9 protein-coding genes are annotated in these 19,926 nt (G+C 56.4%); 4 read left to right on the top strand and 5 right to left on the bottom strand.

Annotated elements, in window-relative coordinates; translation table 11 throughout:
• Positions 1-219: 219 nt before the first annotated feature.
• A complete protein-coding gene (locus tag BLT00_RS25610) occupies positions 220-2,430 on the top strand; it encodes an autotransporter outer membrane beta-barrel domain-containing protein (RefSeq protein ID WP_256572792.1) in 2,211 nt (736 codons plus the stop codon).
• Between the two features lie 235 nt (positions 2,431-2,665).
• Entirely contained in the window at positions 2,666-4,159 is a 1,494-nt protein-coding gene (locus tag BLT00_RS25605; protein WP_092142850.1) for a hypothetical protein, read from the top strand.
• 44 nt (positions 4,160-4,203) lie between these two features.
• Here BLT00_RS25605 and BLT00_RS25600 read toward each other — a convergent pair whose 3' ends face one another.
• The 5 genes from BLT00_RS25600 to BLT00_RS25580 form a co-directional block, all read right to left on the bottom strand.
• Entirely contained in the window at positions 4,204-5,301 is a 1,098-nt protein-coding gene (locus BLT00_RS25600; protein WP_158265828.1) for a fimbrial protein, read from the bottom strand.
• A gap of 61 nt (positions 5,302-5,362) precedes the next feature.
• Positions 5,363-7,870, bottom strand: a complete 2,508-nt coding sequence (locus tag BLT00_RS25595; protein ID WP_092142856.1) for a fimbria/pilus outer membrane usher protein — start codon at positions 7,868-7,870, stop codon at positions 5,363-5,365.
• Between the two features lie 25 nt (positions 7,871-7,895).
• Positions 7,896-8,657 carry a fimbrial biogenesis chaperone gene (locus tag BLT00_RS25590; RefSeq protein ID WP_072348824.1) on the bottom strand — a complete coding sequence of 254 codons (762 nt, stop codon included), beginning with the start codon at positions 8,655-8,657 and terminating at the stop codon, positions 7,896-7,898.
• Positions 8,658-8,766: 109 nt separating this feature from the next.
• Positions 8,767-9,315: a fimbrial protein gene (locus BLT00_RS25585; RefSeq protein WP_063320906.1), complete on the bottom strand. Its 549-nt coding sequence runs from the start codon at positions 9,313-9,315 to the stop codon at positions 8,767-8,769.
• 251 nt (positions 9,316-9,566) lie between these two features.
• Entirely contained in the window at positions 9,567-14,654 is a 5,088-nt protein-coding gene (locus BLT00_RS25580; RefSeq protein ID WP_158265827.1) for an RHS repeat-associated core domain-containing protein, read from the bottom strand.
• A 430-nt stretch (positions 14,655-15,084) separates the two neighbouring features.
• Between BLT00_RS25580 and BLT00_RS25575 the strand changes: the two genes are divergently transcribed.
• Both BLT00_RS25575 and BLT00_RS25565 read left to right on the top strand, forming a co-directional pair.
• On the top strand, positions 15,085-17,583 hold the full coding sequence (locus BLT00_RS25575; protein ID WP_256572791.1) for a hypothetical protein: 2,499 nt from the start codon (positions 15,085-15,087) through the stop codon (positions 17,581-17,583).
• Positions 17,584-17,866: 283 nt separating this feature from the next.
• On the top strand, positions 17,867-19,678 hold the full coding sequence (locus tag BLT00_RS25565; protein ID WP_139199602.1) for a hypothetical protein: 1,812 nt from the start codon (positions 17,867-17,869) through the stop codon (positions 19,676-19,678).
• Positions 19,679-19,926: the final 248 nt, after the last annotated feature.

Here is a 19,926-nt window from a genome sequence, read left to right as displayed (position 1 = left end):
ACGTATCCGGCGGTGAAGGTGCGACCCCTTTGCCGCTGGAGTTAGGTCTGTTTACTTTTGCGTGATCAAAGAAGGAGTTGTCGGTAGAGAATCAGAAAAGTCCTACATATGCCCACAGGGCTAATCTATAGACTCGCCGGCCGTATTAAGTGTTGCCCGGCGAGTTGCTAGCCTGGATATGACACTTGGAATTAACTTTCCTTCTCCAGGGAATCGAGCATGATATTTTCCAATTGCACGTTTGCATTAAACCCTATATCGCGGTGTCTTGCGCTGGCCTCCGTTGCCCCGTTTATCATGGTCTGTCAATTCACTCAGGCCCGTACATTGACGGACGAAGACCTGACCATTGGCGCTGGGGGCCGTCCCGACAATTATCAGCTGTTTGGTAACTCCACCCTGACCGCCAATGGTGCCTCCACCAAGGATATTCAGGTGGCTATCGGTGGCACGGTCAATCTAAATGGCACGACAGTCACAGGTGGATCCAGTAACGGCGTGGAGTTGGTCGATAGTACTGCAAACATTGCCGCCAACAGCACCGTGACCAGCAACGGTATAGCGCTGGCCTTGACGGGCAATGTGTTGGGGGCCAAAGCCACGGTCACGGACAGCTCGCTCATCGGCGGCGCCCGCGGCGCCTCCCTCAGTGCTGCAAGTGAGCTGACGCTGAGCAACGCCACGGTGACTGCAACGGGTGCCACGGGCACGGGTATCGTCAGTTTCGGTGGCACGGTCCAGGCCAGCAACAACACCCGAATCACGGGCGGTCAGAACGGTGTTGTCTTGCGTAATGACATCTCTTCGGTAAAGGGAAACCAGCTGACGCTGGATGCCAGCCATGTCGAAGGCCTGAATGGTGCGGCCATCGTCGTGAGCAGCGTTGCCGGACTCCCTGATCGCGAAGCGGTGATCGACGTGAGCAATGGCTCGACCCTCAAGGGCAGCGATGGTGTGATGCTGCAAGTTACGAACGATGGCATGGCGGCGCTGAATGTCGATAACAGCGTTCTGCTCGGTGATGTGGTGGCTGAAACGGGCAGTATCGCGAAGGTGGCCTTGAGCAACTTCGCCACCTTGACCGGGCGCCTGGAGAACGTCGATACCCTGGCGGTCAATAGCTCGGGCAAATGGGTCATGGTCGAAGACAGTCAGCTAAAGAATCTGTCGATGGCAGGGGGGGAGGTTCAGTTTGGTCAGCCTGGCAGTTTCTATACCTTGTCGGTGGAGAATCTCAGCGGTAACGGCAACTTCATCATGCATGCGGACTTTTCCAACGGGCAAGCCGATTTTCTGAATATCACGGGGACAGCAACCGGTACTCATACGCTTGACGTGGCCAGTACCGGTGTGGAACCGACGCTGACCAACCAGCGCATCCATGTCGTCCACGCAGCTAGCGGCGATGCTGCGTTCTCGTTGATCAATGGCCGGGTAGACTTGGGTACTTATTCTTATGATTTGCTCAAGGATGGCGCCAATGACTGGTATCTCGATGGTGCGAGCAAAACCATCAGTCCTGGTACGGCCTCGGTGCTGGCGCTGTTCGATGCCTCGCGTACGGCCTGGTATGGCGAACTGAGCACGTTGCGTTCGCGCATGGGCGAAGTGCGGATGAACCAGGGGCAGTCTGGCGGCTGGATGCGGGCGTATGGTAACCGCTTCGACGTTTCTGCCGACTCCGGAATGGCCTATAGGCAAACCCAGCAGGGATTGGCTTTTGGTGTGGATACCCCCGTGCCGTCAGTTGGGGATGGACAGTGGGTGTTTGGCCTGATGGGTGGTTATAGCCGGTCCGACCTGGACCTGATTCATGGGACCTCGGGCACGGTCAACAGCTTTTATGTCGGTTCTTACGCCACTTGGCTGGACGCCGAGAGCGGTTACTACTTCGACGGCGTGCTCAAGTTCAACCGCTTCCAAAATGAGTCCAAGGTCAGTCTCAGTGACGGGGCACAGGCCAAGGGGCGGTACAACACACATGGATTGGGCACCACGCTGGAGTTTGGTCGGCATATCAAGTTGGACGACGGTTATTTCATCGAGCCTTTTGGGCAAGTCTCGGCGCTGGCGGTTCAGGGCAAACGTTACCAATTGGATAATGGCATGGCTGCCGATGGCAACCGGAGTTATTCCTTGCTGGGCAAAGTGGGTGCAAGTGCCGGTCGGGATATCGACCTGGGTAATGGGCAGATGCTTCAGCCTTACCTCAAGGCAGCGCTGGTCAACGAGTTCGCCAAAGACAATCAGGTCAAGGTCAATAGTACAAGCTTCAACAATGACCTTTCTGGTTCTCGCCTGGAGTTGGGAGGTGGCGTTGCCATGAAAGTCGCGGATAAAGTGCAAGTGCACGCCGACGTCGATTACAGCCAAGGCAAAAAGATTGATCAGCCATGGGGAGTAAACTTCGGCGTGGAATACAAGTTCTGATCAGCTTTGTTTAAAAGGTCAGCTCCGTGGATTGTTTTCACGAGACGGCATGAGGGTTAGTCAAACGAGCAAGGACCGTAACGGTCCTTGTTTCATTTTTCATGAACTCTTTTTTGGAGTCTGTCAACTGAGCAGTTCTGTTAGTACTCAACGGTTTGGTTTTGGAATCTAATGGGCCTCTCTGGACAGTAGTGGCTTTGGAGGCGTGGTTACTCATGTGTTGATAGGAGGGTCCATGATGTCAAATTCGAAAAATTCCAGTACGTTCGGCAAAAACCAAGTCCCGATTTACGATCCGCCTACGGTCGTGGCGTTGCCAAATATCGACGGAGGCGAAACCAATCTGCTGCATAAGAGTGCCCTGGTAGCGCCCTTGCCCATCACTATTCCCAAGTGGTTGAATTCCTGTCCCAAGCCCCATGAGCCGGAGTGGGTCACGCTGTATTGGGGAGGCGATGATCTGGAAACAAAGACCTGGACCGCCCAGGTGCCCGATGCGGATCGGGTATTTTATGTTCCGGTCCATTTACTCATCCATGGTGAACATTCACTTTATTATTTTCTACACCTGTACAACCTGGCCGAGGCTGACTCTTTTGATCTTACCCTGACCATCGATACCCTCAAGCCGCTGCTCAACCAGACCGACGACCTTGCGCAGTTTCCTGAAGCGGTCCTGACAGGTGGGGTAACGGCCCAGTATCTAGAGCAGAACAACAATCAAGTGAAGGTCGGTATCCCCCGTTATGATGAGCAGCGGGGTGGTCCCAAGGTCGGCGATATCATTACCTTGTATTTGAACGAAAAAAACGGAACCGGAGAGCCAGATCAGCTAAAGGTCGGTGAATTGACTGTTCCGCACCCGGTACCCAACGTTCTTGAGGGCGTGTATGAGGGGCAGGCGTTTCTCGACTTTGGCGATCGTGTGGGGTATGCGCGATATCGTGTCGAAGACCGGGCGGGAAACATCAGTGAGTTGTCGGGGCGGGTTGAGCTGGATGTGAAGGCTGCACCGACACCGCGTGATCTGTCCTATCCATGGGTGAGAGAAGCCACCGGCACCCCGCAGGCCAGTCGGCTCGATCCGAACCTTGCGGCTGTCGTCAATAATGGCGTCATTGTTGCCATCCCTCAAAACGCGATCATCTCGGATACGGAGACCGCCGCCGTACTGTTTGGTGAAGAAGGTGGTTTCGGATTCTATCGCGCTGACACACCCATCGTCACAGGAGGGCGGGAGTACCGCATTCCCAAGGAGTATGTCGCCCGAAACCTGCGAAAAAACATACCGATAATCTTCGAGGTGACCGGTCCCAATATTCCCACACCGCTTGTGTCTCAGACGCACAGCCTGACGATCTCCAGCCTGAGCGGCGGGTTGCCGGTCCTTCAGTCCACCAGTTTTAATGCGACGACGTTGAGCTTGGCCAACATTCCCGAGGGCGGGGCGGCTGTTCTCAGGCTGGGTAGCTGGAAGTACATGGCGACGTCACAGTTCCTCAGGGTCGAGATGAGGGGATTGCTGAGTGCGGGAGGCGCTCACACCGTGACGATTCTCGATGCTCAGCCTGTGACTTCGGTGGGTGAAATGCAAGCAGGACAGATACTCAAGACGGAGCTTCGCAGATTTCAAATCGGTGAAAAGCTCACCTTCATCGCGAAGGTCAGCTTTGACAATAAGCAGACCTGGCACGACTTTCCAAGCATAGATCCTCAATTAACCAACTGACCCTTGAGCATGAGGTATTACCGTTTCAGCGATGCGCCTCGCGCTCATTTGTAGGTCATGGTGAAGTTCAACGCGCCTTTGGCCACACCGGGACCGACGTGAGGCGCTAACTGGTAGAAGCGTGCGTTGAAGTCCAGCACCGTCGTGCCGGATGTGATGGGCACCAGGGGAACCTCCATACCCAGTGCGACAGGGGTCAGGCCGTCGCCCCTGAGTATCTGAACACCTACGCCCGATGCTCCAGAGTCTGCGGTCAGGCTGAAAACGCCGTTGTTTTCATCGACGGGGACGGACCCCAGAACACCATCGAGCTTGATCGTTGCGACGGCGATATTGCCATCTGACGGGTCGGCTTCGCAGGCGCTGAGCGTGATGGTAAAAGGCGCAAGGGTTGTGCCGAAGCCGGGGCCTGTGAACTCGGAGGTGTCCCAGGTCCCTAGTGGCACTGGATTGACGCTTACCGGGTTGCCCGAGATGCCGCAATGAGCCTGAATCACCGTGCCCACGGGGCCTACGCCGAACCCTTTGCCGACGCCGGTAAAGGTCCCGCTGAACAGTTCGCGGCCATCCAGTGGGTTGGGACCGGTCGGAATGGGGCCGGTTTTGATCAGGGTGGTGTAGGTCCGCAGGTTGCGCAGTGTAAAGCGTATGAACGTGGTGATCTGGTCCTGATAGCCATCGAAGGGCACGATCGGGCGATAGGTCGGTCCGCCGATGGGGATGAAGGTGTTGTTGCCGCTGCCATCGAAGGGAAAATCCAGGCGGATCAAGGCGCCCACGCCGGGAATATTGGTGTTGAATACCTTGCCGTTCACATCGAACCCGTCAACCGGCGGCAACTGGCCGGCGAACAGCGGGGCGGTTGGCTGGGCCTGGAAGTTGAGGATGGTGCCGGGGGTATCGATGCTGCAGTCCAGTTGCGAACCACCGCCGCTGGTGAAGGTGTGTTTGTTCAAGGTGCCGATGACACTTCCTACGGCAGCGTCCCGAGGGACATAAAGCGTGCCCAATTGAGGCTGGAAATTCAGGGGGCCACTTCCGGCCTCCCACCAGCAAGTATCGGCGGCGGCGAATGCGGATGAAGTCGGGCTGCCGGTGACCAGCACCAGGGATGTCAGCAGCAGTCGTGTCGATTGTTTCATGGTGTTTCCTGTGGGATCGGGCATGACAATAGGCTGTTTGCCAGTGGCTGGGTGGCGCGTGTCAATGGCATGTCAGCGCCTGAATGCGGTAGCCCTGCACCTGCTCCATCGTCTGCGGATTGACGTCCAGCCGGCATTGAGGGGCGTCGCCCGGTGCCCAGCGCACGTTAAGTTGTTGTGGCTCGGGCCCTACAGAGAGCAATACCTGGCCGGCCTGGCCCACGGTACCCAGAACAGTGCCCTGGGCATCGCTGACCTGAGCCCCGAAAGGCAGGGCCTGGCCGTTAGCCGTCTGCCCGCTGATCAGCAGGCGATTGATGGTACGCGCGGTGAAGGTGGTCTTGACCACGGCCCCGCGGCGTGGGACGACTTGCGCTGTGCCATTGTCGATCTCGATTTCAGGCCCCAAATCATCCGTTTGCAGGGACACCTGGTTCATTCGATAGGGCCGCAGGTAAGGGACCAGCGCGAAGCCTTGGGCGTTGGTTTTCACGCCTGTCGCGTTCTTGACTCCCACACCGGGGATATCCGGTACTTCAACCAACGCCAGCGTTTCTCCCAGGTACGGGCCGGCTTCAATACCATCGGCATGAAGCAGCAATGCGCCGCTGGCGTTCAGTGAGGTCGTGCGGTAGTGGCTGCTTTGAGTGATCCCGGCGCCGACGCTGCCAGTGGCCCCTTGATAACCTAAAGCCAACTCGGCTGACTGTCGCTGTTGCGAGTCGTGGCTGATGCTGGTTCGATAGTTGAGCCGGTTCTCAAGACTGTTACCACTCAGGCTGGCCCTCTGGCTATGGCGTCCGGCGTTGTTCTGTACGTCGAACGTGGCAGTGCTCGAAGGCATGAAGTCCAGCGGCAATGATACGCTCAACCCCATTTGGCGCTGCTCGCTCATGTTGCGTTTGTCGTTATCTCTGAGCGATTGCAAGGCATAGACGTTATAGGTCACGCCTTTGTGTTGGGTATTGAAGTTGAACTGGAACTGGCGTTGGGTGTTATTCGTTTGCCAGTAATCCTGGTGCGAGAATGTCAGGTTGACGGAGCTGTGTTTCCCGATTTTCTGGTTGATTGCCGCTTCGAGACGGCTGCGTCGGCTGCCGAAAAAACGGACGTCGTGCTCGCGGTCGCGCACAGCTTCGTCGAAATCGCGGTAACCCTCGGTGGAATAGCGATAGCCAGCGAAACGCAGCTGGGTCCCGCTTTGGAATGATTTGCCGTATTTGACCGAGTAACTCTTGCCTTGCACGTCCTGGCTTGCCTGCGTATCGGAGTGACTCAGGTCCAAGGCCAGGGCGCCCAGCGCACCCAAGTCCCGGGAGGCCCCCAATGTGACGGCCCGATAAAAGTCGCTGCCCATCGCGCCGCCATATAACGTCGTGCTCCAGCCGAGCCCCCAGGCCAGCGTACCTTGCCAGAGCAGAGGGTGGTCACCCTCGCTGATGGCGTTGTAATTCCCGACTGTCGTGCTGTAACGCCAGAGACCTTCGCGCAAAAGATTACTGAGTGTGGCGTAAGGCTGCGTGTAGCGATGAACCTGGCCATCGGCTTCGGTTAATACGATTTCCAGTTCACCGCTGCCGCCCACGGTAGTGAGATCATCGATTTCATAAGCGCCGGGGCTGACATAGGTGGAGTAGATCGGGTAACCGTTTTGCAGGACTTCGAGCTTGGCCCGCGTCTGGGCCACGCCTCGTATGACAGGGGCATACCCCTGAAGGGCATCGGGCAGCATGTCTGGGTCCGAGGCAATGATTGCGCCCTTGATGGGCAGGCTCCTGAACACATCGCCCCGGGTAAAGGTTTCACCCAGGGTCAGATTGGCTTGCAAGCCGGGAAGATCGCGCTGGGCATAGGTATAGGCGCTGCTCCACTCGCGTTGGTTCTGTTCGTTGCGGCGTAACGTCTGGTTGCTGCGCAAACGCCAGGCGCCCAGATTCAGCCCACTGTTGAGGTACAGGTCATCACTCTGGCTGGAGCCGCCTTGTTGATGATTGCTCTGCTGCGCCGACACCTGGTAATTGATAAAGGCCGCGTTGATTCCGTGATCCCAGCGCTCGGGGTCGGCATAACCTGACTGATTCCTGCGCATGGCGATCTGGGGAACCGAGAGTGACAACCACAGCTTGGCGCCTTCGAATTCGATATTGGCCCCGGGGATTACGCTGGCCAGGTCGATGCAGTCGGTGTTCAGCGCTTGGTTGTCGGCCAGGCCGTCGAGACGTACGCCCAACTCTTGAAGCAAATCGGACGATAGGCAGGGCAGCAGGTCGCCCTCGGGGCTGAGGCTGAAGTCGAGCTCACGCAGGCCAAAGGAGCGCCGGTTGATTTGAAGTTCGACCCGATAGCGCCCCGGTCCAAGGTCCTGACTTTGGCCCAGCGCACTGAGTGCCAATGCCCCGGCATCGCGGGTGTATTCCGGATGCTGGCGCAGGAAACCGGATTGGAATTCAACCGTCGCATCGGCCAGTGCGGGTGTGATATCGAGCAGTGCCGTACTGGCACCCAGGGCGACCCAGTGAGCCAGGCGTGCTTCGCCGCCGATACCCGAGCGTTTCAAGAGTCGAGTCATTAAAAGTGTCCGAGAGCGCATGGCGTCACAGTGTTGAAGGGAGCTGCACGGGGGCGGTCAAAGGCGCGCTGAAAGCGCCGTAGTCATTGACTGTGGCGAAAGTGACCTGCAAGCCGGCTGTCGGTTTGATCCGGCCCAAGGCAAATGTCTGGCGTTGCAGCGGTGCCGACATGGCCGGGTTATTCAGTTCTTCGGATTGGCGCTGGTCGCTGACTTCAAGCCGGCTGAATGAGACATGGAAGGGGGTTGGGTTGTAGACCACCAACTGCGCCGAGCCGTTGACCTGCTCAATCGACCACAGCAGATCCTTGAGGCGGGCTTGCGGGTTGTCCTTGATTTGGCTGGGGCGATAGAACAGTTTGATCCGGGTGCGCAGGGCGATATTCAGGGCGTTGGCGTGGCTGGTATCGGCCTGGGGAATTTCCTGGACGTTGAAATAGAACAGCGATTCACGGTCCGTCGGCAAGGTGTTGGGGAGTGCATTGATCTGCACTTGTTGCTCCTTGCCGGGGTTGAGCCGGAACAACGTGGGTGACGGCATGAAGGGGACGGCGGTGGTGGTGTCGTCGGCAGCGGTGTTGACCCAGGTTTGAACGGCAAAAATATTCTCGCTGGGGTTGGCGATGATCAGCGAAACACTGCGTTTGTCACTGTCGAACACCACGCGGGTGCCGCTCAGGCTCAGCGCCGCCTGACTCTGGGCACTCTGGAAAAACAAGATCGACAGTGCCGCGCAGGCACCTAGAATTGACCGCGCGGCCCCAGGCTGCTTGATGAACGTGAACATAGAAAAGTACCGGTGGATCAGGCGCGGGACTGCGCCTGAGGTGCAGTGCGCTTGCGCCATGGGGAATCCGGCGTACAAGCCGGCAACTCATGGCGTGCGCGGGCGGAAATCAGATGATGTTCACAAGGAACATGATGTGCGCCGAGGCAGGTCCCGGCGTTACCGTGGCAGCGGTCGAGCGATAACGGGCATGGAAGAGCATGTCGGTTTCGCCGCCGGCGACCAGGTTGTACGCGACGGAGCTGGTGCCGGGTGCGATGGCGGCGCCCGACTTGTCGCGGATCGCGATGGACACGCCCATCGCATGGCCCGGTGTCGGGGCAACGGCAAAGTAGTCGCCGCTGCTGTCGGCGGCGCCGTTGAAGGTCGTGGTGGCGGTTTGGCCAGGGGCGATCACACAGCCTGAGCCGCCTTTGACGCGCAGGACAAAGTCCTTGCCCAGCAGTTCATCCCCGACCTGGGTGAAGTGACTGGCATCGACACTGCCCATGTAAACGGTATTGCCGATGGTGCCATCGCCTGGGTTGACGACTTCGATGGGGCAGGTGCTGGCGGTGATTTCACCTTGGAAGTGGATGGTACCGGTGTTGGCAAGCGCCGCGGTGCCTGCCAGGCTGGTTGCCAGGCCAAGGCACAGGGCGAGGGAAGTTTTTTTCATGGTGGGAATCCAGTGGACGCAGTGCTCGGCATTCAAGGCGTGAGACCGGACGGGGCGCACTGCGATTTGGCCGGTGTCGATAAGGTCTCTCTGGATAAGTTTAAGAAGCGGCGTGGGGGGCGGGATATGAGAGAGTTCTCATTGTGAGCGTGGGGTGTCCGGGAGGTGGAACAGAATGTTTCGGGGGGCATGCACCAACCGAGACCGAGGTGTTCTCGGTCAGGTTGGTGTTCAGGTGAGTGAGGGGGGAGTCACGCAATTCTCAAATTTTCATTGATCAACTCGATCAAAAATGTGTTCTTCAGATGTTTCGGTGCTCCGCTGGCCCCCAATATTGTTTCGAATGTTTTTTCACCGTGCATATTTCCCGCGTTAGCAGCGGCGTTAACGCTGGCTCCTTTTCTTTTTGCTGCCACTGCGACGGCGAGCTGGTCCTGCGCAGTTGCAACGGGGCTGTTCTGAGGACCGCCGGTTTTATTGAGTGTTACCCCCTCTTTAATCTGCTCTAATAAAGTTCTTTGCGGGTTGCCAAGCCCATGTGCTTGCGGCTTCGGCGAGGGAGGGGGAGCGGGAGGAGAAGGGGGCGCTGCAGTTTGTCCTGCCGAACTCACCTTGGCTGAATTGCGATAGTAAGACAGGTTACGCCTCAGTACCGCTCTGGGTATTTCCACGGGCACGGGTGTAGGTGGGAGTTCCGCGGCCCCGCTCATGACGAGCGCGTTGGACCACTTAGACGTCTGGTTTGCTAGAGCGCGTCCTATAGTGTAACCACCGACAGCGCCAACCAAGCTAATTCCCATGCCCGCGTAGTCCAATATCTGGCCCACCAGCAAAGCGTCCTCATTATCATCGGGTGTTGCCGCTTTGATCACCGTAGTAACGAACCCCAAACCTACGGCAGTCACTGATGCTACGTTAGCAATCACAGCGGCAGCCAATGCCAGGCCACTCAGACCGCCTGTGGGGACCCAGGTAATGACAGCAAAGATTGCCGCAACGACAGTCACGGCGGCGCTGATAGCGACAGTGACCCAGTTTTTACTTCGTTTGTACGCGCCCGGAACCCGATCCTCATCCGGGTGTTTCATGCGCGAGACCGAACTCACATGGCCAGTCGGGTCCTTGAAGCGAATCGGGTTACCCAGGCAATAGCAGTAGGGGTTGACGCCACCGGCACCGAAAGGGCTGAAGGAGTCCGGGCTGTGAAAGCGCATCAGCACCGGGTTGTAGGCGCGATAACCGTTGCCCAGCAGGTACCAGCCACTGCTACTTTCCCGCACCTCGCCATTGAAGGCCCGAACGCTCAATAACGGTTCTTCGCTGCTGCGCTCGCCGTAGGCGCTATAGATAGCGGCGCGTAACGCGGCACCTTGGCATTCGCCCAGTACACTGCCATTGGCATCGGTGAACAACAGCAGGTTTTTCGACGGATCACCCGGTTGGTGTTGGCCCAGGACCTGGTCTGCGGCGGTGAAGAAGTGGGTCTGTGCGGCGCTCTGGACGGTATAGCTCAGTTCGTCACCCTGGTAGAGGCGCAGGGATTTCGCCTGGGTACCCTCCTGGGAACTGATCAGGCGATCATGCCCATCGTACTGGTATTGCATGACCGGTTGCTGGCTGACGGAGCGCACTTCCAGCAGGCGGCTCTGGCTGTCGTAGCGCAGCAATTGCCCCTGCTCATCGTTACGCATGTTGCCATTATCGTCGTAGTCGAAGGTCTGTTCCTGCGTGGGGCCTCCATCGAGGCTGCGGGTCATCCTGACCAGGCGACAGCGGTCGTCGTCGGCGTAGAAGTATTCGTTGACCTCGCTGGCCCCTCCCGAAAACTGGCTCACTCGTAGGGTGATGTTGTCCAGGTCATCGAAAACGTACATTTGTTGCTCGATGGCGCGACCGGCTTCATCCTTGGGCAAATCCCGGCCCGAGCAGGTATGGACGCTCAAGCGGCCACGGTCGTCGTAGTCGAACGCCTCCAGGAGCAGGCTGTTCAGAAGGCCTGCCTCCTCGACTTGCAGATGACGTGACTTGAGCTGCCCGTCGGGATACCAGACCTGCTCGATGGTCCGTGTCGAATGCCCCGGCAATGTGATCGTCCGCAGGATTTCCTGATCCTGATCGTCATACGTCAACTCGGTGATGAGCGTGGTGTTGGCGTCAGTATCAACGCTGGTGGTTTTGCTCAAGCGACTGAGAGCATCGTATTCGAATGTCGCCTCCAGGCTACCCTGAACGCTGCGCGTAACGAGTCCCGCGCTGTCGTATTCGTAGACGTTTTCGACGGTGTTGAGGTGGTTGATATCCAAGCGCTTGCGCAGTTGTCCGCCCGATGTGCTGATGTATTGGGTTTCCCAGGACAATCCCTGCTCATCGACCCATTGCTCACTGCGCACCTGGTTGGTGATGTCGTATTCGTAGTGACGCGAACCTTGCTCGTTCTGCGCCTTGACCAGACGAGCCGAGACCGGGTGGTAGTCAAAGGCGCTCTGTGCATCGGGCGAATGAATGGCGGTGGGCTGATCGGTCAGTTGCAAGTTTTTGTATTCATAGGTGATCACCGCGCCGGCGGCGGTGGTTCTCGTGTTGGGTTGCAACTGATCGTCGATGTAGCCGAGCGTTTCGCTGCGCATGCCGGTCTGGGTTTCGGTCAGGCGTTCCAGGCCGTCGAAGGTCTGGGTGCCGATCAACACGGGGGCGGGTGAACTGCCGGAGGCGGGTTTCACCCACAGTGCCGTGGGCAGTTCCGAGCGGCTATGGGTGGCATACTCGCGTGATACCACACACTGGTCCGGCAAGGTGGTGGTGACCATGCGGGACCAGGGGTCATAGCTGTAAAGCGTCTTGCGTTTGAGTTCGTCGACCTCTTGTGTGCAGTTACCCTGGCCATCGTACTGGTAAGTGCGGGTGGCAAGCACCTGGCCCTGTGCATCGAGGCTGGCTGTCTGCGCCGGTTTGTCCAGCGAGTTGATGCGGGTCTCGCTTTTGCCACTGATCATCGGAGAGTGACCAGGGCCTTGCCGCCAGCGGGTCTCCACCAGACCGTTCCAGGGAGATGGGTGACCGACGGCGATGCCGATGGGGTTGAATTCGGTGTGGGCCTGCACACCGTCAGGGCCAGTGACACAGGACTGTTCGCCCCAGTCGTCATACTCATAGGTGGTGGTGTAGGCGAAGGAGCGTCCTTCAAAATAATCGTAGCGGGTTTCTTCGATCAGCTCGCCCAAACCGTTGTAACGAGCCTTCCAGGTTTGTTCAACGCGCGTGGGGTTGGTTTCGCTGACATTATCGCGCTCTTCATAAATCTGGCGTCCCAGTCCGTCAATTTGGGTTCGGGTGGTGATTCCACGTGTGTTGACGGCATCTCGCCCACTGAAGTGCCCCACGCCGGCAGAAGGGAAATACCGATAGGTGCGTACAGCCTTGAATTCGCTGCTTCGGGGCGCCGTGGTTTCACGAACCAGCCGTCCTAGTTTGTCGTACTCATAGCTGATTTCCATGTCGCTCGAGTGCAACAACAAGAGCTTTCCGGTCAGTGCCGAAGTTTGCTCGATATTGACTTTCTTGACACCGTCGAAATCGGTACTCAAGGTCGTGGTGAGCTGGATGGCGGGTTCGGGGAAGTCGACGCCGAAGAGTCTTTTGTAATCAGTATCAGTGTAGGTGGTGGCGCCATTGAGGCGTACAGCCTGCCGCGACAATTGACCATGACGTAAAGGGTCGTTCAGGTCAGTCCAGTATTGGTAGGTGGTGCTCTGCAACGCCTCCTCTCGTTCCTGGGGGGTGCCGGCATCATGCACTTGAACCAGAACTTGCTCGTCGAGCGTGACGGGCCTCGCGAGCGGGGTCCTGGCCAGTGGAGGTATTTCGATGTAGCGGTAGTGGGTCCGCACGGTCGGGGCCGGCTCGTGGTCCGGTGCGGGCGTCACCGTGCTGCTCTTGACTTTGCAGACAAACCCATAAGGGTTATCGGGGAAGTCCTCTTCGCCAGAGGCGCGATAGTAGACGTTGGTGGTGGTGATGCCACTGGCCTCAACGTGGGTCAGTTCATTGCCGGAGCTGTCGTAGGTGTAGGTCTCTGTTTCTGCGCGTTGACGTGTCGGGTTGCTTTTAAGCCGCCAGCGATTGATCACCTGCGTAGGCAACTGATAGGTATTCGGTTGATCCAGCACCGAGCCGTTGCGCAAAGGGTAAACGGTTTCGGTTTCCTGGATGTTGTCACCTTGTGTCGTGGTCTGGAGTATGAGCGAGTGGAAACGGTTGAACGTGCGTTTGACACTGCGCACAGCTTTTCCCGCCAGGTAATGGGTTTCCACGGTGCTGTAGTCGTAAGTACCGCTCTGATAGATCAGCGGGTCCTTGTTGTCGGTGCCCCATTGGATCGGCAAGGTGTTGCCCAGGAAGTTCTTATCATCCGGATAGGTGTATTCGACTTGCACCTTGTCCGGGTTGTCAGGGGCGCCATCGGGATAAATCTCGTGACGGCTGACACGTGGCAGGTAGCGGCCTGACGGGCCGGGGAAGCTATGTTCGCTGTCATAGACGATCAGTTCACTACCGCCCAACGGGTTTTCCACCTTGGTCACCACGGTGTGCCCATGTTTGATCTCGTAGTCGAATCGCCAGTAACCCCGTTGGCCGGATTCATCGGCAGGCAGGGCAATGGTGCGGGCATATTTCAGCTCGCCCGAGTCGAAAGTCATCGTATAGCGCGCCCGCGCAGGGAGCGCCTCATCGACATTGGGGTAGAGATCCAGATCCAGTTTGCCGGCGTCGCGCCGCACGCTCAACAAGGGGATCCCCGCGTCGTCGTTGACCGATTGCAGCAGCGTGTGTCCGTTGAATGAGGTATAGGCAAGGACCAGCCTGTGGCCCAGGGGGCTATAGATTTCGATCGGAACGGCGACGCGGTCGCTACCCATGCCGCGCTCTCGCAAAAATTCCACGGTGCCGGTCTTGTGCACCAGCATGAACTGTTTCTTATCTTGAAATGGCGTGTATTCGAAGAATCGGAAACTGTCGAGTTTTTTGGTCTCCATCAGCAGTTCCCCGTCCACGCCATTGGCGGTCACGGTGTGGCGTTCGCCTGTGCTCGTGGATAAAACCTGCTTGTTCATATCGTATTCGGACAGCTGCACATTCCAGCCGATGCCATAGCCGCTGTCCGTTGTGTTGAGAGCGCTGAAAGCCAATGCCAGCGAAAACCCCGGGCCGCGCAAATCGTTGCCCTTGAGTTCGGGTAAGTCGAGGGATATCCGGTATTGCCCGGTACGTGGGTCAACGCCACTTTGCAGCGACTGCATGAAGTTGAATGCGTTGGAGGGAACGGAAGTATCGGCACTCATGGGGGCACACCTCAATGAGTCATCGAAAGCCATAATGAATGGCGCCTTTTAACGGCAGGGCTACGGCGAGTTGTCGATACGGTAACAGTCTGCAGAGCGCCAGTAACCTAACAGTTCTGATAGTGGTCGGCGCCATCGGTCAGGGGTAAAACGTCTTTATCGCTGCATGAAAACTCAACGAGGGTGGCGAACCGTTGGGGGAAGAGTCCCTGCGTCTGTTTTTTATGTGGGCAAGCGCTTATGGCGCCTTGAACGCACTATTTTTTTGATGGAAAGACTGATTGTCGTTGAAGGACACGGTTCGGTAATCGCTTTTTGCTGTTCTGGCGATCAGATGGTTTTGTGACGTTTATCTCGATAGGAGGCGCTCAGTCGTGAGTGTGCGAGACGGCTCGGCTCACCGTTGATTTTGACATTTGAGGGTATGGCAATGGCAACTACCTATACGTTGGCAGAGCTTCTGAGCTGGATGAAGGATCAGGATCGCATGAGCAAATGGGATGCGATTGTGGCCATGGAACGCAACAAAACCAATCTGCTGCTGATTCAAAACTACATTGATAAGTTCAATTTGGGCAGCTATATCCCGGCCATCACCGGAACCATTGCAACAGGTGGTATTGGTGGCAGTTTTCGGGAATATATTCAAGATTTTGTAATGGATGTACCTCGTTTGTATTTCGAGGATACCGGTCTTGATAGTTCGAAGGCCAATCTGCGGATGGCCGTTGTGGCCGGTCATCAAGTCTCCATCGAAAAAGACGTGACGGTGTGGCATGCCACGCGCATCTTGGATTATGACCCGCTGGACGGGCCGAGCTTATTCCTGGACCTGTTATTGCCCGAGGTGTCGGGAGAAATTGCCGACAATGGGAATATCCGCCTGGACCTGAGCAAAAGCGATAACTTTCGCTTGACGTTTGCCGAAACCCAGACCGAACAAGAGCTGGCCGGCAGAGTTTTCAAGGCCTTGTTTAATCGATTGGATGAGAAACAGCGTGTCTGGACCTTGGGCACGATTAAGCGGGGCAGCAACCCCATGATGCAACCGCGTTCTTTCGGCTTGCGCACGCAGCGGGGTGGCCAGGAGGGCGAGGGAGCGATGCTTGCCTTCGTGCGCATGGAGGGTAGACATGAGGGAGCCTTTCCTGGTGCGAGCAGTGGTTTTCGTTACTTGATCCCGAATGACGCCGGAAGAGATTACTCTGCCACTGTATTGGTAGGGCGAGGCCGAGTAGTTATTGCTGAGTTGGTTCGATCGCTGGGGGAAATGATTGATCACGATGATTTTGATTATGTTTTTGATGACGATAACAGAGATATTGTCGTGACGGCTAAAGGGGGGGGGATTAAGATTCCGCGTGGGACATTTAATCATCGTTTGGAGATGACCACCCTGTTGGGTCCAATATGGGCGGATCTTGAGGTTAGTCATCCTGAATTTCTTCTGGCGGCCAGTGAACGTCTGAAGGTTGAGCTGCATGGGCAACAGATCAGCGTCCGGTGGCTATGTGCCGGGACTGTTAGAGCTAGCATGAATGTCGTAGCAACTAATTATGAGGGGCTTCAAGAGCTCATAGATATATATCCGAGCAAGAGCTTGTATTACCATTTAACCGTCACGGCGTATTACCAATTGATTGATGATGGTGCCGGTGGCACGTTGAAAAGAATAAGGTATGATGTTGAAAGCAATGTAGATCCTGAGTCGGGTGTTGATATTTTTAAGTTTGGTGATGCCGTTAAGCGTAAGTTGAGTTTGGCAGATCCAGTAGATCCTATAGCGGATTTAGTAGGCAAGCTGTTAATTTTAATGGGGCTGTTAATGGTACAGGCTGCTGAAGTTTTACTTAATTTGCTGGCGACGGATGCGTCGGGGATGATTGCGGGTGCAATCAAGGAGCAGTTCCCTACGGGCCGCGTTGTGTCGGGATTTATTGCGGAAAATCTTGCGCTTAACTACGGCGAAACCATTCAGATGCTCAATTTACAGTCCCCTTATGATGTCGGCCTGTTCGGTCGGATCAATCCCGCTCAAACAACGTTCGCCATCACCACGCCGGAACCCCGCATTGCCGCCGGCACACCGCACTATGCTTTTGAGGTTTTTCCTGAAAGAACCGGCCTGAAATGGACTGTTGGAGACCTGCAGCGTCGTGCTGTCAGCGCAGGTACGATCGATGAAAATACAGGGGTCTACACACCTCCGGCAGCGAGTCAGATCGAGGGGCGTTTCACCCGTGTACGGGTCACCGCAACCGACCCTGTTACCCAGTTCAGCAGTTCTGCCTTGGTGACGGTAGTCCGCTCGCGCTTGACGATCAATCCACTGATTCAGATTTGCAATTTAGACGAGCGTGTACCGTTAAAGCTTGGCTATCTGAAGGACGAAGAGGACAGCCCTGCGCCTACGGTGGTCATCAACAACCCGGTTCCAGGGGAGAGCGGTTCTATCGAATCCAATAATGGCGTTTACACCTATGTCTCGAATAAAGAAGCCGTCGAAGAGAAAACCTATGTGATGGATGAACTCGTGGCGACTTATAAAGGGTATACGGCGTCGGTTTACATGGTGGTTACACAGACAAATCCCGGGATAACCATTCAAGCCCCTGGCAGCTTGAAAGGTTTGACAGAAGTCGCTTTAAGAGCCATAGCCAATAACAGGGATATTACCGAACACGTTGAGTGGAGTATTGAATTCAACGGCCCCGGCTCATGGCACAGCGAAACCCCAGGCGTCTATAAGGTTGACGAAATGGCCCCGCAGGCTTTCGTGTTCATCAGAGCGTCCTGGGACTCGGTGGTCATAGGTGTTCTTGAAGGTCATCTACTGCTCGCGCTGCCCTTGCTCGATATTCCCGATGTGCCGCTGAGTGTTGCCGAGACTGATGGCGAGACTGATGGCGAGACAGGCCTGGCTTATTGATCTGTATAACGACTTGCTTGCAACCCATTTATTAAAACTCCCCATGGGCTCGACGCCTTGGTGCAACGCAATAGCATTGTAGTCGACATAATCGTCGGTCATGACATTGCCGCGATAGCCATAATGAACGGCGCTTTTTAACGGGAGGGCTACGGTGAGTTGTCGATACGGTAACAGACTGCAGGGCGCCGGTAACCTAACAGTTCTGATAGTGGTCGGCGCGATCGGTCAGGGGTAAAACGTCTTTATCGCTGCATGAAAACTCAACGAGGGTGTCAAACCCATGAATACAAAAGATGCCCCGCCGGCTCCCCACATTCCGCTACTCGGTCGCGATAACGTGATTGATCTGGATGTGTTGGGAACAGACGACTTGTTGACCTATGTGCAGTATCCAGGACTTGCAATAGGTCATGGGATCGAACCCAACTGGCGAGGGCGCAGCCCGTTGGGCGAAGCGATCGATGAAACCAACTACCAGGATGTCGATGACCGTTTGGAACATGACGAGAATGGTCATCCAAGAATGCCGATAGTGATTGAGAACGCCAAACTCATCGGCCTGGATCAGGGCGAAGTGTTTTACTCCTATCGGCAATCGGATGGCGGACCGCTGGGGGAAGAGTCCCGGCGTCTGTTTTTTTATGTGGGCAAGCGCGTCGGTATCCTGAGCTTGCCTGTGGCGCAGATGAAGGAATCTCACGCATTGTGCGTGGACCCAAGCGCCATCGCCGGCCCCGCGCTCATCTCCACCGCGCCTTATCAGGCGATGGCCGAAGGTGATGAGCTTACTTTCACCTGGGTGGCCCATCGCGCTACCGGAGGGACCCCTACGACCCATACGATACGCCGGACATTGAGCGCCGATGACGTGGGTAAAACCCTGGAGTGGTCTTTGCCCAAGGCACAACTCACATTGATCCAGAACGGTGGTCATGGGGTTATGCAGTACCAGGTGCAGTACGCCGATCCACAGGATCCGCTCACGCCCGAATCAACTTCCGCCGAACAGACCATTACGGCAGTGGACACCCTTGAACCGTTGTTGCCCGAACTGATTGTCGCGGGTGCCGACAGTGGCTCGATTGACCCGGCACGACACCCCGATGGCTTGCCCGTGCAGGTGCCACTGTATGGCAGCCGGCAGCCAGGTGACGTGGTGACGGTATATGCGCAAGGCGACACCAACCTGCTCGCTACCGCGCTGCTAGATGTGTCGGCGGTCGAGAGCGGGATCATCACGCTGGTCCTCGAACACCGCTGGTTACAGGAGAACAACGGCAAGGTTGTCGAGCTGCTTTATCACTATGCGCGGGCAGGGGCTTCGTTCAGCTCGCGCCCGTTGACGCTGATGGTTCGGCGCCCCCTTGAGCTGTATGCACCGAATGTGGATAAGGCCAATCTTTACGATGACGACGGGTCGGGCGTGGTCAAGGGGTGGGTGAATGCCGCTGATGTGCTGACCGGGGCCGTCATCGATATCCCGCAGGACTCCGTGATTGGCAACAATGACAAGGTCAGCATGATCTGGGACGGCTTTGGCGATCCGCTGGTGGTGACGACACCCTCGATCGGCAACGACAGGCGATTCAACATTCCCCGTACGGCCGTACCGATGAATGTGGGGAAACATGTTGTGATTCATTACGAGGTTCTGCCGCCAGATGAAGCCGTTCCTCACGCTTCACCGTTTTATGATCTGGAAATAAGAAACTTCGACAGTGGTTGGCCGCGGATCCAGGCGGAAAGGCCGAAACTTAGCGGTGGCTCTATCAAGTTGAGCGAGATCACCGACCCGGTCATGCTCTTTAAATTGGAACGCTGGTATTTCATCGCAGAAGGGCAACTTCTAAAAATTCAGGCAAGCGGCGTATCGTCAGCGACAGGCCAGGTAGTGACTAATACGATGCGTGACGAAACGCAGCCCCTTACCGACGATGAATACTACGTTGGATATATATTGCCAGCGCTTGATAAGGGCTTTTTAGATTCGCTGGTAATGGCTGAAAAACTTTCTGTCTTGGTTCAGTTGAGCTACGACCAGGGCAGCACTTATAAGAAGGTGGATGAACGGCTGTTTCTTCTGGCGCCCTGAACGCACTATTTTTTTTGGATGGAAAGACTGATTGTCGTTGAAGGGTAAGGTTCGGTAATCGCTTTTTGCTGTTCTGGCGATCAGATGGTTTTGTGACGTTTATCTCGATAGGAAGCGCTCAGTCGTGAGTGTGCGAGACGGCTCGGCTCACCATTGATTTTGACATTTGAGGGTATGGCAATGGCAACTACCTATACGTTGGCAGAGCTTCTGAGCTGGATGAAGGATCAGGATCGCATGAGCAAATG

Source organism: Pseudomonas sp. NFACC51 (assembly GCF_900103575.1).
Classification (GTDB): domain Bacteria; phylum Pseudomonadota; class Gammaproteobacteria; order Pseudomonadales; family Pseudomonadaceae; genus Aquipseudomonas; species Aquipseudomonas fluorescens_Q.
Note: the sequence above shows the minus strand (reverse complement) of the source record. Positions and strands in the feature narration are given on the sequence as shown.